The organism is Sagittula sp. (assembly GCF_052825245.1).
This window is the reverse complement of the sequence record NZ_JBRBWD010000036.1, coordinates 51,206-66,012: the sequence shown is the minus strand read 5'-3', so window position 1 is coordinate 66,012 and position 14,807 is coordinate 51,206. Positions and strand designations below refer to the sequence as shown.

Annotated in this window: 14 protein-coding genes; 11 read left to right on the top strand and 3 right to left on the bottom strand. The window is 67.9% G+C overall.

The window, feature by feature from the left end; genetic code table 11:
• Positions 1–60: 60 nt before the first annotated feature.
• The 7 genes from ACU0DV_RS15980 to ACU0DV_RS15950 all read left to right on the top strand — a co-directional run bounded on the left by ACU0DV_RS15980 (position 61) and on the right by ACU0DV_RS15950 (position 6,835).
• Positions 61–1,131 carry a pseudouridine synthase gene (locus ACU0DV_RS15980; RefSeq protein WP_446241075.1) on the top strand — a complete coding sequence of 357 codons (1,071 nt, stop codon included), beginning with the start codon at positions 61–63 and terminating at the stop codon, positions 1,129–1,131.
• Positions 1,132–1,215: 84 nt separating this feature from the next.
• Positions 1,216–1,413 (top strand): hypothetical protein, encoded by a 198-nt coding sequence (locus tag ACU0DV_RS15975; protein ID WP_100928224.1) that lies wholly within the window; start codon positions 1,216–1,218, stop codon positions 1,411–1,413.
• The gene (locus ACU0DV_RS15970) at positions 1,413–2,252 is read left to right on the top strand and encodes a hypothetical protein (protein WP_283981996.1); all 840 of its coding nucleotides are present in this window, start codon (positions 1,413–1,415) and stop codon (positions 2,250–2,252) included. Before ACU0DV_RS15975 ends, ACU0DV_RS15970 begins: the two co-directional genes overlap by 1 nt.
• A 247-nt stretch (positions 2,253–2,499) precedes the next feature.
• Positions 2,500–3,414 (top strand): 5-bromo-4-chloroindolyl phosphate hydrolysis family protein, encoded by a 915-nt coding sequence (locus ACU0DV_RS15965; protein ID WP_370313242.1) that lies wholly within the window; start codon positions 2,500–2,502, stop codon positions 3,412–3,414.
• A gap of 24 nt (positions 3,415–3,438) precedes the next feature.
• Positions 3,439–4,635 (top strand): toxic anion resistance protein, encoded by a 1,197-nt coding sequence (locus tag ACU0DV_RS15960; protein WP_100928227.1) that lies wholly within the window; start codon positions 3,439–3,441, stop codon positions 4,633–4,635.
• Between the two features lie 2 nt (positions 4,636–4,637).
• Entirely contained in the window at positions 4,638–5,666 is a 1,029-nt protein-coding gene (locus tag ACU0DV_RS15955) for a DUF2927 domain-containing protein (protein ID WP_254698365.1), read from the top strand.
• A 47-nt stretch (positions 5,667–5,713) separates the two neighbouring features.
• Positions 5,714–6,835 (top strand): SPFH domain-containing protein, encoded by a 1,122-nt coding sequence (locus tag ACU0DV_RS15950; protein WP_446241076.1) that lies wholly within the window; start codon positions 5,714–5,716, stop codon positions 6,833–6,835.
• A 238-nt stretch (positions 6,836–7,073) separates the two neighbouring features.
• On the opposite strand, the gene ACU0DV_RS15945 is transcribed toward ACU0DV_RS15950, so the two are convergent.
• On the bottom strand, positions 7,074–7,619 hold the full coding sequence (locus ACU0DV_RS15945; RefSeq protein WP_283981992.1) for a hypothetical protein: 546 nt from the start codon (positions 7,617–7,619) through the stop codon (positions 7,074–7,076).
• Between the two features lie 156 nt (positions 7,620–7,775).
• On the opposite strand from ACU0DV_RS15945, the gene ACU0DV_RS15940 reads away from it, so the two are divergent.
• The 4 genes from ACU0DV_RS15940 to dtd all read left to right on the top strand — a co-directional run bounded on the left by ACU0DV_RS15940 (position 7,776) and on the right by dtd (position 11,321).
• Entirely contained in the window at positions 7,776–8,255 is a 480-nt protein-coding gene (locus tag ACU0DV_RS15940) for a cytochrome b (RefSeq protein ID WP_283981991.1), read from the top strand.
• Positions 8,256–8,586: 331 nt separating this feature from the next.
• Positions 8,587–9,723: a primosomal protein N' (replication factor Y) - superfamily II helicase gene (locus ACU0DV_RS15935; protein WP_446241077.1), complete on the top strand. Its 1,137-nt coding sequence runs from the start codon at positions 8,587–8,589 to the stop codon at positions 9,721–9,723.
• A gap of 258 nt (positions 9,724–9,981) precedes the next feature.
• Positions 9,982–10,881 carry a carbohydrate kinase family protein gene (locus ACU0DV_RS15930; RefSeq protein WP_446241078.1) on the top strand — a complete coding sequence of 300 codons (900 nt, stop codon included), beginning with the start codon at positions 9,982–9,984 and terminating at the stop codon, positions 10,879–10,881.
• On the top strand, positions 10,878–11,321 hold the full coding sequence (gene dtd / locus ACU0DV_RS15925) for a D-aminoacyl-tRNA deacylase (RefSeq protein ID WP_446241079.1): 444 nt from the start codon (positions 10,878–10,880) through the stop codon (positions 11,319–11,321). Before ACU0DV_RS15930 ends, dtd begins: the two co-directional genes overlap by 4 nt.
• 73 nt (positions 11,322–11,394) lie before the next feature.
• On the opposite strand, the gene ACU0DV_RS15920 is transcribed toward dtd, so the two are convergent.
• A complete protein-coding gene (locus ACU0DV_RS15920) occupies positions 11,395–12,576 on the bottom strand; it encodes an HlyD family efflux transporter periplasmic adaptor subunit (RefSeq protein ID WP_283981989.1) in 1,182 nt (393 codons plus the stop codon).
• On the bottom strand, positions 12,576–14,804 hold the full coding sequence (locus tag ACU0DV_RS15915; RefSeq protein WP_446241115.1) for an ATP-binding cassette domain-containing protein: 2,229 nt from the start codon (positions 14,802–14,804) through the stop codon (positions 12,576–12,578). The genes ACU0DV_RS15920 and ACU0DV_RS15915 overlap by 1 nt, the downstream gene beginning before the upstream one ends.
• Between the last annotated feature and the right edge of the window lie 3 nt (positions 14,805–14,807).

Genomic DNA, 14,807 nt, shown 5'->3' with positions numbered 1-14,807 from the left:
CGCAGGCGGGAGGCAGGAAAGCCGCTTCCCCCGGCCCCCGCCGACACGGTAAGAGGCCCCATGGACAACAAGACCCCTCCCGGAGACCGAATCGCCAAGGTCATCGCCCGCGCCGGCCGCGCCAGCCGCCGCGAGGCAGAGCGCATGATCGCCGAAGGCCGCGTTGCGGTGAACGGCACGGTCATCGACAGCCCGGCCCTGAATGTCACCGACAAGGACCGCGTCACCGTCGACGACGTGGCCCTCGACGGGCCGGAGGAGGCGCGGCTCTGGCTGTACCACAAGCCCACCGGCCTTGTGACGACCACCAAGGACGAACAGGGGCGGCCGACGATCTACGACGACCTGCCCGACGACCTGCCGCGCGTGATGTCCGTGGGCCGGCTCGACCTCAACTCCGAGGGACTTCTGCTGCTGACCAACGACGGCGGACTGAAGCGGCGGCTGGAGCTGCCCTCCACCGGCTGGCTGCGGCGCTACCGGGTGCGGATCAACGGGCGCCCGACCGACCCGATGCTGCAACCGCTGCGCGACGGCCTGACCGTCGATGGCCAGACCTTCCAGCCGATGATCGTCAGCCTCGACCGCCAGCAGGGCGCCAACGCCTGGCTGACCGTGGGCCTGCGCGAAGGCAAGAACCGCGAGATCCGCCGCGCCATGGCCGACCTCGGCCTGTCGGTGAACCGGCTGATCCGCATTTCCTACGGGCCGTTCCAGCTTGGCCAGATGAAGCCGGGCGAGGTGCAGGAAGTGCGCCGCAAGATCCTGCGCGACCAGCTCGGTCTCGGACTGGACGCCGAACCCGATCCGGAGGCAAAGCCCAAGCCGCGCCTCCAGCCCCGCGCCCGCAAAGCGGCCGACCCCACCGGGGCAAGGCCCGTTCCGGCACGCTCCGGCGGCGGCAAGCCCTCTGCTAACGCGGACGGTCCGTCCCGGCACGCTGGCAAGCCGGGGGCGAAACCCGCAGGCAAGCCCGCCGGTAAATTCGCGGGTAAATTCGCCGGCAAGTCCGGCCCCAAACCGGGCACCCGGACAGATGCGAAGGCCGGTCCGTCGAAGGGCAAGCCCGCACGCTCCGGCCCGTCGCGGCCGGGGAACGGACCCAAGTCGCCAAGGCCGCGCCGGGACTAGACGCCTTAACTATCTGTTCACCATTTCAAGGTTTTTCCCGGACAGCGCCGCGTTTTCGCCCGGATTCGGCACGAGGTTGAGGTCATGATGACATCGACTCTCGCCCTTCTCATCCTGTTCGGCTCTGCGCTTCTGGTGCTGAGCTACCTGCGCGTCGTCGTGCAGGACACCTGCTCGATGCTGGCCCGATGCGCCGGGCGCGCGCGGGACAGCGGGCAGATGATCTCGCGCGGGGCCTTTGTCACGCTCTGGCTTCTGATCTTCTTCCTGAGCTTCTACTGATGCGCAGACTCCTCGCCATGCAGCGCCCGGCGGAGGCGCCCCCGGAATGCCCGAACCAGGACACGGGGCTCAACTTCCTGTTCCTGGCGGCCTTTCCGCTGTTCGCCTGGATGTTCTACGGCGGGTTCTCCGCCATGGCCACGGCCCTCGTCGAACTCTGGATCCTCTCCGTCGCGCTGCGGCTGATCGCGCACGGCACGCGCCTGCACGCCATCTACCGTGTCACCCCCGGCGCAAAGGCCCCGCGCATTCCCCGCAAGCTCCTCGGCTCGCTGCTGATCGGCACGATGATCGTCGTGCTGGCCAGTCACCGCTTCGAGGACATCGTCCTGCCGCTGCTGATCGGCGTCTGCGGCTTCGGCCTCGGCATTGCCGCCTTCGGGCTCGACCCGATGCGCGACAAGACCGACGTGCGTGCCGACAATGGCCGGCAGGAGGCCGACATCCTGCTGGAACAGACGGATCACCGGCTGGCGATGATCGCCGACCGCATCGCCATGCTGGAAGACGCGGAGATCACCCGCCGCACCGAAGCCGCCCGCACGCTGATTCTACGCCTGATGCGCGGCTTCGCCCGCGACCCCCGGTCGCTGGCCCGGCTGGCGCGCCCGGTCGACAAGTTCGTCAGCCTGCTCGACGCGGAATCGAACCGGCTCTGCGACGCGCGCTCCGGCGAGGGTGCCCAGTTCGCCCGTCGCCGCTACATCGCCAAGCTGGACGTCATGACCGAAAGCTTCGAGACGAGCGCCCGCAGGACCCGTGTGCGCGGCGACAAGGACGATTTCGAGATGGAGGCCGACCTCCTGCTCGACCGGATGCCCACCAACAGCGCCGCCTGACGACCGCCCCGCGGCCCTTTCCTTCCCCGCCTCCCGGCAGGTCAACGGACAGGTCGTCCGTGGGCAAGGTGACGCTGACTGTGGATAGTTCCCCCTAGCAAGTGCAGCATTTAGCCCCTAAGTTTCGGTCACACGCAGACCATCGGGGGCCTGGATGTCCGGAAACGCCTTGCAGAAGATCAGCTATATCCTGCTGATCGTCCTCCTCTTCGGAGTGTCCACGGGCTGGCTCGGGGGCCTTTGAGCGATGGCAAAGCGCTACGGCGGAAAATACAGCCCCGACGGGGACATGGCGGGCAAACCGACGCTTCGTGAGGACCGTGCCGAGGTGCGCGCCTACAAGGGCGCAAAGGTCGCGCCGGCCGGTGCCCGGTCCAACGTGCTGTTCATTCCCGGGCTGCTCCTCGCCTTCTTCTCGATCAACGAAGCGCCGGCCGACATGGCCGTGGGCCTTCTGGGCGCCGGATCATTGATCCTTGGCGCGTGGCTCCTGCGCGACGGGCTGCAGGCCGAATCCGCCTACCACGAACGCAAGATCGCCCGCCGCCCGTCGATCCCGCGCAAGCTGTTCGCGGCCGGCCTCTGCGGCATCGGTGCCGCGCTGGCCGCCTGGACGTCGCAGCACGGTGTCGCGGCCCCGGCGATCTACGGCGTCGTCGCCGCCGCGCTGCACATCGGCGCCTTCGGCATCGACCCGATGAAGGACAAGGGCATGGAGGGCATCGACACCTTCCAGCAGGACCGTGTGGCCCGCGTGGTCGACGAGGCGGAACGCCACCTCGCCGCCATGAACGAGGCCGTGAAGCGCGCCGACGACGCCCAGTCCGAGGCCCGCGTCGAACGCTTCACCGTCAAGGCCCGCGAGATGATCCGCACGGTGGAGGAAGACCCCCGCGACCTGACCGCCGCCCGCCAGTTCCTCGGCGTCTACCTGATGGGGGCGAAGGACGCCGCCATCAAGTTCGCGGATATCTATTCGCGCACCCGCGACCGCGGGGCCAAAACCGATTTCATGATGTTGCTCACCGATCTCGAAGAGAGCTTCGACAAGAAGATCGAAAAACTGCTTGAGGACGACAACGCCGACCTCAACATCGAGATAGAGGTCCTGCGCGAGCGCCTGCAGCGCGAAGGCGTGCATCTCGACCGGAAGTTGGGCTGAAATTTTAAACGGGGGATCCCTTAGATGTCTGAAAACGTTCGCCAGGAAGCTCAGAAGACGCTCACGATGGTCGATGAGGTCAACGCCACCATCCTGCCGGAACCGGCCGATGCCAATGCCATCGTCCCGCTGAAGGAAGCCCCGGCCGAGACCAGCGAGGAAATCCGCGCCCGGATGGACGAGATCGACATGAGCGACACGAACTCCATCGTGTCCTTCGGCTCCGCCGCGCAGGCCGAACTCCAGACGATTTCCCAGGCGATGCTGACGGACGTGCGCAACAAGGACGTGGGCCCGGCGGGCGACAGCCTGCGCGGCATCGTCACCACGATCCGCGGCTTCTCCGTGTCCGAGCTCGACGTGCGCCGCGAACGTTCGTGGTGGGAAAAGCTCCTGGGCCGCGCCGCCCCCTTCGCCAAGTTCACCGCCCGGTACGAGACGGTGCAGGCGCAGATCGACAAGGTCACCGACGACCTCCTGAAGCACGAGCACCGGCTCCTGAAGGACATCAAGTCGCTCGACCTGCTCTATGAAAAGACCCTGCAGTTCTACGACGAGCTGGCGCTCTACATCGCCGCCGGCGAGGAAAAGCTGGAGGAACTGGACGGCATCGCGATCCCCGCGAAGGAGAACGAGGTCCAGAACGCCGACGAGGGCGACCAGGTGATGAAGGCGCAGGAACTGCGCGACCTGCGCGGCGCCCGCGACGATCTGGAACGCCGGGTGCACGACCTGAAGCTGACGCGCCAGGTCACCATGCAGTCGCTGCCCTCGATCCGTCTGGTGCAGGAAAACGACAAGTCCCTCGTGACCAAGATCAACTCGACGCTGGTCAACACCGTGCCGCTCTGGGAAACCCAGCTTGCGCAGGCGGTCACCATCCAGCGCTCGAAGCAGGCCGCCGCCGCCGTGCGCGACGCCAACGACCTGACCAACGAGCTTCTGACCTCCAACGCCGCCAACCTGCGCGACAGCAACAAGATCATCCGCGAGGAAATGGAGCGCGGCGTCTTCGACATCGAGGCGGTCAAGCAGGCCAACGCCGACCTGATCGGAACCATCGAGGACTCGCTGCGGATCGCGGACGAGGGCAAGGCGCGCCGCGCCAAGGCCGAAGAGGAGCTGAAGAAGATGGAACACGAACTGCGCGACACGCTGGCCTCCGCGAAGGCCCGCAAGACCGGGACCGGCGACGTCGCCGCAACCGCGGTGCCGTCCTGATCATGGGCGCAGCGCGCGACATTTCCCGGTCCGCACGGGCCAGGCTCCGGGCCAATGTCCCGGCCTGGGTCCCGGCGCTCCTCTGCGTCGCGGCCCTCTCGGCCTGTGACGAGGCGGCGCTTGCGCCCAGCCAGACCGTCGTCACGCCCGAAGCCCGCCCTGCCCCCGTGGCCGCCCCTCCGCCGGTCACCGAAGCGGAGCCGACACCGCCCTCCGCCGCCTCACGCGAGATCGCGGCCTATTACTCGCGCGTGCAGGCCGACAACCTCGCCCGCGGCCTCCTGCGCACCGACGGCGGCGGCCCCGACACGCCGTTCACCGACACCATGCTGGTGCGCAACTTCATGGCCATCGCGCTGGAAGAGGAATACATCCGCGGCGAGGGCCTGCGCCCGGCCGGCCCCGGCGCCTCCTCGGCGGTCAAGAAATGGACCCAGCCGGTGCGCGTCACCACGGAATTCGGCCCCGGCGTCCCGCGCGAGCAGATCGACTGGGACCGCGCCGAGGTGGCGAAATACGCCGCCCGCCTTGGCCGCATCACCGGCCACCCTGTGTCGATGAGCAACGACAACCCGAACTTCTACGTCCTCTTCATGTCGGAGGACGACCAGCCGCAGATCGCCAACCGCATCCGCCAGCTCGTGCCGGACGTGAACCCCAACGCGCTGCGCATCTTCCGCAACCTGCCGCGCGGCATCCACTGCCTCGTGATGGCCTTCGCCACCGACTACGGCGGCTACGACTACGGCACGGCGATCGCGGTGATCCGCTCCGAACACCCGGACCTGATGCGCCGGTCCTGCGTGCACGAGGAAATGGCACAGGGCTTCGGCCTGACCAACGACAGCCCCTCCGCGCGCCCGACGATCTTCAACGACGACGACGAATTCGCGCTGCTGACCCGGCACGACGAGCTGCTGCTCAAGATCCTCTACGATCCGCGCCTGCGCCCGGGCATGTCCGCCGAAGAGGCGCTGCCCATCGTGCGCGAAAAGGCCGCCGATCTCGTCGGATCCGGCAATTCAAGCTGACCGCGCCCCGCCGCCGTCCGACCGTTTTGAGATAAGGAGAGATTTCAATGCCGATCTGGGATTTCCTCAAGGGACAGTTCATCGACGTCATCCACTGGACGGACGACACCCGCGACACGCTCGTCTGGCGGTTCGAGCGCGAGGGCCACGAGATCAAGTACGGCGCCAAGCTGACGGTGCGCGAAGGGCAGGCGGCGGTCTTCGTCCACGAGGGCCAGCTTGCAGACGTCTTCACCCCCGGCATGTACATGCTGGAAACCAACAACATGCCGATCATGACGTCGCTCCAGCACTGGGACCACGGCTTCCAGAGCCCCTTCAAGTCAGAGATCTACTTCGTCTCGACCGCCCGCTTCACCAACCTGAAGTGGGGCACGAAGAACCCGATCATGCTGCGCGACCCGGAGTTCGGCCCGACCCGCATCCGCGCCTTCGGCACCTACGCGATCAAGGTCGCCGACCCCGCGCTCTTCATGCAGGAAATCGTCGGCACCGACGGCGAGTTCACCACCGACGAGGTCGCCTTCCAGATCCGCAACATCATCGTGCAGGAATTCAGCCAGGCCATCGCCCGCTCCGGCATCCCGGTGCTCGACATGGCGGCCAACACCGGCGAGGTCGGCGGGCTGATCGCCAAGGCCATCGACCCGACCATCGCCGCCTACGGCCTGACGCTGCCCGAACTCTACATCGAGAACATCTCCCTCCCCCCCGAGGTCGAGAAGGCGCTCGACGCCCGCACCTCGCGCGGGCTGGCCGGGAACCTCGACGACCACATGAAGTGGAAGGCGGCCGAGGCGATGGGCAAGGGCGGCGCCATGGACCAGTCGATGGGCATGGGCTTCGGCGCGGGCATGGGCATGAACATGGCCCAGCAGATGACCCAGCCCTCCGGCGGCCAGCCCGGGCCCTGGGGCGGCCAGCAGCAACCGGCCGCCGCCGCGCCGCCGCCTCCCCCGCCGCCGGTGGAACACGTCTGGCACATCGCAAAGGCCGGGCAGACCACCGGCCCGTTCTCGAAGGCCGACCTCGGCAAGATGGTCACCACCGGGGAGTTCGACCGCGAAACCCACGTCTGGACCCAAGGCCAGGACGGCTGGAAGAAGGCAGGCGAGGTGTCCGAACTGGCACAGCTCTTCACCGTGATGCCCCCGCCGCCGCCGATGTAACCCCTTCGCGGCCCCCGCCCGGACACCCGGGGGGCCGCTCCCCCCGTCACCGCGCACAACGCCGCGCTCCGACGCAAAAGACGCGCCCCCCTTCTTGCCGGCCATGACACCTCCGCGCGCCACAGGCCGCCGGGGCCACTCTCCGCTGCCGACGCCCCCCGACACACCAAAACGCCCCCACCTTCATCTTGGTCAAAATACCTCGGGGGGGGCCGCAGGCGGGGGCAGAGCCCCCTCCTCACCCGCCCGACAGCGCCCGCGGCAGGGCGCTCATCAGCGCCGGGGCGTTGCAGGCGTAGGGCGGAAAGGCGTGCTCCGTCACGCGCTCCACCGGGAAGGGCCGGAACGGATCGACCTGACTTTCATACAGCAGCGCGCCATCGAGGCAGAGATCCTGCGCCGCGCTGCCGATGTTGAAGCCGAAGCCGCCCGCACCGCAGCTCGTGCCGAAACCGTCCATGTTCCACGCCTGCGGCATGTCCACGCCCATGCCCTCGACCAGCAGTTCCGGCCCCTCGGGGTCGAGGAAGAGCCGCCAGTCGGTCTCCTCGTTCAGCATCCGCAGGCCCCAGTGGCCGATGGCTTCGCCGTCCTTCGTTCCGTCGACGTGAAAGCAGATCAGGTCGCTGTCCCGCACCAATGGCCCGGACACGTCCCGCGTGTCGTATTGCAGCGCGCCCGACACCGCGTAGCCGCCAGACCCCTCCCAGCGGAAGGCCATGGTCACCGTCTCCGCCCGGAGCGGCGCCGCCAGCAGGATCATCAGGGTCGTTCGCAGGTACACGCAGCAGTCCTCCATGGTTTGCCCCGAACCTAACCGCCTGATCCCCTGCGGCAAGAGGTCGTCTCCGGCGCGCTTGCCTTGAATCGCGCCGCCCGTAATCTGAACCCGGCAATTCACCGGTGCCGTGCGGCACTGCAGCTTCGGGGATTTCACGGCATGGCCCGCCAAGAGGGATATTCCGGCCTCCAGATCGGCCTTCACTGGACCGTCGCGGTGCTGATCGCCGCCGCTTTCCTGACCCACGAGGACATGGGCCGCGCCCTGCGCAACCGCCTCGAATCGGGGGAGGACACCACGCCGCTGCACGTCTGGCTGGGGATCGGCGCGCTGGTCTTCATCGCCATCCGCATCGTCGTGCGCGCCTTCCATGGTGCCCCGCCGCCACCCGCCGGTCAGCCCCGCTGGGCCGACCTCGCCGCGCTCTGGGGGCACCGCGCGCTTTACCTCCTGATGATCGCGGCGCCGCTCCTGGGCATCGGCGCCTGGTACGGCGGGCTGCGCACGTCAGGCGAGGTGCACGAGGTCGTGGGCGAGGCGCTGGTGATCCTCGCCGCCGCCCATGCGGTCGTGGCGATCCTCCACGCGGTCGTGAAACGCGACGGCGTGCTGACCCGGATGTTCCGCCCGCAGGTCTGAGGGCCCGCGCGGGGGCGCGTTAACAAACATGACGCAACGTCACGACGATCCGCGGCGGACCGCGGACGCAAAGGTTAACAACCGGCCGGTTCGGACCCCCGGACCGGCCGGTTCACCCCTTACAGCGCGTTCACGTTTCCGAACGAATGCTTCCGCCCTTGTGGTGCCGCGCCCGGAAACCCCAACAGGTGCCCAGCGCACGGCGGCTTAACCCCACCGCACGCCCCGGTGACAAAGGCCAAATGTGAACGCGCGCCGCCCTGCCCCCTTCCCCTCCGCGCCAATCCTCCTAGGATGACCGCAACCGCCATTGATCCAAGACGATTTTGCCATGAGTGACACGCCCCCGCCCTTCGACTCCGCGCCGCCCGAGACCGGCCCCAAGGAAGAGCACCGCTTCCCCTGCGACCAGTGCGGCGCCGACTATCGCTTTGATCCTGAACGCAATATGCTGATCTGCGACTTCTGCGGATCGACCCGTGAGGTGATCGAGCAGCGCAGCCCGTGGGAAGGCGGCCTGAAAGAGCTCGACTTCCGGGCAGCGATCGACAACCTCCTCCCGCTCCAGGAGATGGAGGAGACCCGCGTCACCACCTGTCCGAACTGCGCCGCGCAGCTCGAATTCGACCCGGCGGTGCATGCCACGGAATGCCCCTTCTGCGCCACGCCCGTGGTCGCCGACACAGGCACCCACAGGCACATCAAGCCACGGGGATTGCTGCCTTTTGCGCTGGACGAGGCCGCCGCGCGCGACGCCATGACAAAGTGGCTGGGCAAGCTCTGGTTCGCGCCCGGCGGGCTTCAGGACTATGCCCGCAAGGGCCGCAAGATGAGCGGCATCTACGTGCCCTACTGGACCTACGACGCCAACACGGCCTCGCGCTACTCGGGCGAACGAGGCACGGTCTACTACGTGACAGAAACCGTGGTGCGCGACGGCAAGCGCCAGCAGGTGCAGGTCCAGAAGATCCGCTGGTCGCCCGCCTCGGGCCATGTCTCGCGCTTCTTCGACGACGTTCTCGTGCTGGCCTCAAGGGCGCTGCCGAAGCGGTTCACCGACGCGCTGGAGCCCTGGGACCTGGCCGTTCTGGAACCCTACCGCCCTGAATTCCTTGCCGGTTTCCGGGCCGAAGGCTATCAGGTCGACCTCGACGAAGGCTTTGTCGAGGCGCGCGCCCACATGGACCGGCAGATCGAGCGGGACGTGAAGTTCGACATCGGCGGCGACCGCCAGCGCATCCACCGCATCGACACGAACGTCTCGGACGTGACCTTCAAACACATCCTGCTGCCGGTCTGGCTGGCGGCCTACAAGTACCGCGGCAAGACCTACCGCTTCGTGGTCAACGGCCGCACGGGCCGGGTGCAGGGCGAACGGCCCTGGTCGGCGTGGAAGATCGCCGTCGCGGTGATTCTCGGCCTGATCGTCGCCGCAGGTGTGGGCTATGTCTTCGCCCAGAACCAGTGAGGGGAGGCGGCGCAAAGCCCCGCCCTACTTCCCGCTGCGCCCCGTGGATTAACGGGTTCGTAACCCGTTACGGGCAAGGTGTGACCACCCCGCGAGCTGTCCCGCCGGTGACGACCGGAACGTTAACGGCCCGGTGCGCCCCGATGCACCGGGCATGTTTCTCCGGCCCCGGAACCGCAACATGGGCTTGACCCCTTCCGCATTCGCGTCTCTTCCTGATAGATAGCGCAAACACGAATGCCAGAAGGGACCCGACCCATGATCCTCTGCTGCGGCGAAGCTCTCATCGACATGCTGCCCCGCGAAACGACGGCGGGTGAGGCGGGCTTTGCCCCCTACGCCGGCGGCGCGGTCTTCAACACCGCCATCGCGCTTGGCCGCCTTGGCGCCCCGGCGGGCTACTTCGGCGGGCTGTCGAACGACCTCTTCGGCCAGCTTCTGGCGTCCACCCTGACCGCCTCCAACGTCGATCACACCCCGGCGGCACGCAGTGACCGCCCGACGACGCTGGCCTTCGTCACGCTGGTGGACGGCCACGCCAAATACGCCTTCTACGACGAGAACACCGCCGGGCGGATGCTGTCCTCGGACCAGCTTCCGGCGCTGGACGACACCTGCAAGGCCCTGTTCTTCGGCGGTATTTCCCTTGTCGGCGAACCGGCGGCCGACACCTATGCCGATCTGTGCGAACGCGCGGGCGACCGTGTGGTCATGATCGACCCGAACATCCGCCCCGGCTTCATCACCGACGAACCGCGCTACCGCGCGCGCCTGAGCGCCATGCTGAACCGCGCCGACGTCGTGAAGATCTCCGACGAGGACATGGAGTGGCTGGGCACGGCGCCCGAAACGCTGCTGAAGCAAGGTGTGGCACTGGTGCTGGTGACGCGCGGCGCGGAAGGCGTGGACATGGTCAGCCGCGAGGGGACGAAGCGCATCGCCGCGCAGAAGGTCTCTGTCGTCGACACCGTGGGCGCGGGCGACACGTTCAACGCGGGTTTCCTCGCCGGGCTCGACCGGGCCGGGCTGCTGACCCGGGAAAAGCTCGCCTCAGCATGGCTCGACGATCTGGCGCCTGCCGCCGACCTCGGCGCCCGGGCCGCCGCGATCACTGTCAGCCGCGCGGGCGCCAACCCGCCGTGGGACAACGAGCTGTGAGGGCCCTGATCCAGCGCGTCACCAACGCCCGGGTCGAGATCGGCGGCTCCACCGTCGGAGAGATCGGGCCAGGCCTGATGATCCTCGTCTGTGCCATGCAGGGCGATACGGAGGCAGAGGCCGACCGCCTCGCCGCCAAGATCGCGAAGCTCAGGATCTTCCGCGACGACGAGGGCCGCATGAACCGCTCCGTCACCGACACCGGCGGCGCGGCACTGGTCGTCAGCCAGTTCACCCTTGCTGCCGACACCTCGCGCGGGAACCGGCCCGGCTTTTCCGCCGCCGCCAGCCCGGACGAGGGCGAACGCCTCTACAACCACTTCGCCGCGCAGGTCCAGAAGCAGGGCATCCCGGTCGCCACCGGACGCTTCGGCGCGGACATGGCGGTGAGCCTGACCAACGACGGGCCGGTGACGATCTGGATGGACACCGACACCTGACACGCGGCAGCCCCGAGGAGAAGGCCGCAGGCCTTCGACGAGACAGGCAGCGCGCCGCAGGCGCCCCGCCGGATCACGGTTCGTGGAAGGCCTCTCGCGATTTGTACAGCGGTTTCAACAGGTACTGGAGCACCGTCTTCTCGCCGGTGTGCAGCTCCGCCTGCGCCTGCATCCCGGGACGGACCTGCATCGCCGCCTGCCGGTCGGTCATCGCGTCCCGGTCGACGCGCGCCGTCACCTTGTAGTGCGGCGGCATCTCCGGGCGGCGCTCGTCCTTGAAGGTGTCCGCCGAGATCACGTCGACCCGCCCCTTCAGCGCGCCGTAGATCGTGTAGTCGTAGGCCGACAGCTTGATCGTGACTTCCTGCCCGGGACGGATGCCGGCGATGTCCTCGGGCTTCACCTTGGCCTCGACGTACAGTTCCTCGTCCAGCGGGATGATCTGCATGATCTCCTCGCCCGGGCGCACCACGCCGCCGATGGTCGTCACGCTCAGCTTGTTCACCACGCCGTGCAGCGGCGACACCAGCACCGTGCGGTTCAGCTGGTCCAGCGACGCCTTCAGGTTCTGCTTGAGCGTCGCAAGTTCCTTCAGCGTCTCGGAAAACTCCTCGGCCCGGGCCAGTTCCGTGCGCGTGACGATCTCGTCGTAGGCGTTCTTTGCGTCCGCATGGGCCTTGCGGGCCCGCGTCACCTCGATCAGCGCGACCACCTTCTTGTCCAGAAGGTTCTCCATCAGCGCCTTCTCTTCCGCCGCCTGGTCGAGCACCTTCTGCGCCCCCTGCCGCCGCGAGATATAGTCGGACTGCCGCGCCGCCAGCAGCGCCTGTTCCGAGGCGACCATGGCGGGCAGGCGCTCTCTCAGCTCGTCGGGCACCTCCACCACGGAACTGCCGGACAGCTCCGCCTCGAGGCGCAGCCTTCGGATTTCCAGCGCCGTGATCTGGTCGCGCAGATCGTCGACCGAGGACCGGAACTGCGTGCCGTGCAGCCGGGCCAGCACGTCGCCGCGCAGCACCTCGTCGCCTTCCTTCACCAGAAGCTCCGACAGGATGCCGCCTTCGAGGTTCTGGATGATCTGCGGACGGGAAGAGGAGATGATCTCGCCCTCCGCCCGCACGATCTCGTCCAGCCACGCCATCGACGCCCAGACGATGAAGACCCAGACCGAAATGGCGCACAGCCAGATGGTCATCGACGGGCCGCGCAGCGACTTCGACAGCTGCGCGCCGAGGTTGGTGGAGGACGCCGCCATCAGGCCGCTCCCGTCGCTGGAATGGACGCGGCCACGGGGGCCGGGGCACCCGCCACCTGCGCGCCGCGCAGATGCGCCAGGACCTGGTCGCGCGGCCCGTCCACGATCATCCGGCCGTTCGCCAGGATCATCGTCCGGTCCGCCAGTTGCAGGATCGGCACCCGGTGCGTGGCGATCACCGCCGTGCGCCCCTTCAACCAGTGTTCAAGCCGGGAAATCAGCGTCTTCTCAAGCGTCTGGTCAAGCGCGGCGGTGGGTTCGTCCAGCAGGCAGACGCTCGGGTCCTGAAGCCATAGCCGCGCCCAGCCGATCGACTGGCGCTGCCCAACCGAAAGCCCCTCTCCGCCGTCGCGGATGTCGAGGTCCAGCCCCTTCGGATGCGCCTTCACGAAGGGGCCGAGGCCCGCGAAATCCAGCGCCTCGAAAAGCCTGTTGTCGTCCCGCTCCAGCAGCGACAGGTTCAGGTTGTCCCGAAGCGTGCCGTGGAACAGCCGCACGTCCTGCCCGAGGTAGCCGATGTTGCGGCGCAGGTCCTTCGGTTCAATCTGCGCCATCTCCGTACCGTCGACCAGCACCTTGCCGGCCTGTGGCTGGTAAAGCCCGGTCAGCATCTTCAGAAGCGTGGACTTGCCCGAACCGTTGGCGCCCAGCACCGACATCACCTGCCCGGGCAGTATGCTCAGCGCGTTCACGTCCAGAACCGCCGCGCCTTCGGGATCGTAGCGGAAGCTCACACCCTGCAGGTCGAACCGGCCGCCCAGCGTCTCGCGGCGCAGGTAGGTGCGCGTGGCAGAGCGGTCCTGCTGCACCTCGGCAATGGAGTCGAGCCCGTCGAGCGCCGCCTTGACGTTGCCCCAGCGGGCAAGGATGCCGGACAGCTGGGTCAGCGGCGCCAGCGTGCGCGAACACAGGATGCCCACGGCGATGATCGATCCGACGGTGAATTCGCCCGCAAACACAAGGTAGGTGCCGGTGATGACCGCCGCGACATAGGTGGCCTGCTGGACGCCCTGGCTCCAGAACGTCAGGGTCGCCGCCAGCCTCCGCTGGTCGGAGGATTTCAGCGCCTGCACCGCGCTCAGTTCCTGCCACAGCCGGGCAAAGCGATCCTCGGCGCGCTGGGTCTTGATGGTGTCCAGTTCGACCACGGTTTCCTGCAACAGGCGCGACTGCTTGGACGACGCGCCCTGCATTTCCTTTGTCAGGCGGATCATGCGGCGCTGCATGAAGAAGCCCGGCACGACCATCAGGACACCGCCCGCCACCAGCACCCAGACGACGCTGCCCGCTATCGACCAGACCATCAGCAGGAAGACGAATATGAAGGGGATGTCGGCCAGCGCGCCCACGGTCGAGGCGGTGAAGAACTCCCGCACCGATCCGAATTCCCGCATGGAGGAGAAGAGCTGCGACGGCGTGCGCCCCGGCAGGTCGGACCGCATGCCCAAGAGGCGCTTCATCAGGAGGCCCTGCACGCCAAGCTCGATCTGCCGTCCGGCCCCGTCCAGAAGCTGGGACCGCGCGACCTTCAGGAACCCTTCGAGCAGCAGCGCCAGTCCGGCGCCCGCCGCCAGCACCCAGAGCGTCGCCTCCGACTGGTGCGGGATCACCCGGTCGTAGACCTGAAGCGAGAACAGCGCGACGGACACCGCCAGCAGATTGGCCACGAAGGAGCCCAGGGCCACCTCGCCGAACTGCTTGGAGAAATGGCCGAACTGGCCCCAGAACCAGTGCTGCTTGCGCTCAACCGCTGCGTGGGTTTCCGCTAGGTAGGCGACCGGCGCCTCCGCCCGGATCAACTGCCCGGAGAAGAACCGCGCGAATTCTGCCAGCTCAACCTCGGAGGTGCGCGAAACCGTGGTGTCGTCGTAAATCGTCAGCCAGCCCGCCTCCTGCGAGAGGACCAGCACCGCCTGCCCGTTCTTCATCACGGCGATGGCGGGCCAGAGACCGGGCACGAGGCTGTCGGGTTCGTCCTCAAGGGCCAGAAGGCCCGCGGCCTCGACCCCTGTGCGCAGGGCGTAAGCGTCATAGCTGTCGTCGCATCCGGCGTTCTGGGACAGGGCTTCGAGGATATCGGTCGCCTTGGCCTCCACCCCGAGCCGCCCGGCCAGCACGCGGATCAGCGTCGCCCGGGCGCGCCCTCGTGTGCTGAACCGCGACGACGCGCCAGAGCCGTGCCCCGAGGGCACCGCCCTCAGCACGGCATCGCGCGCCCGGCCCGCCATATG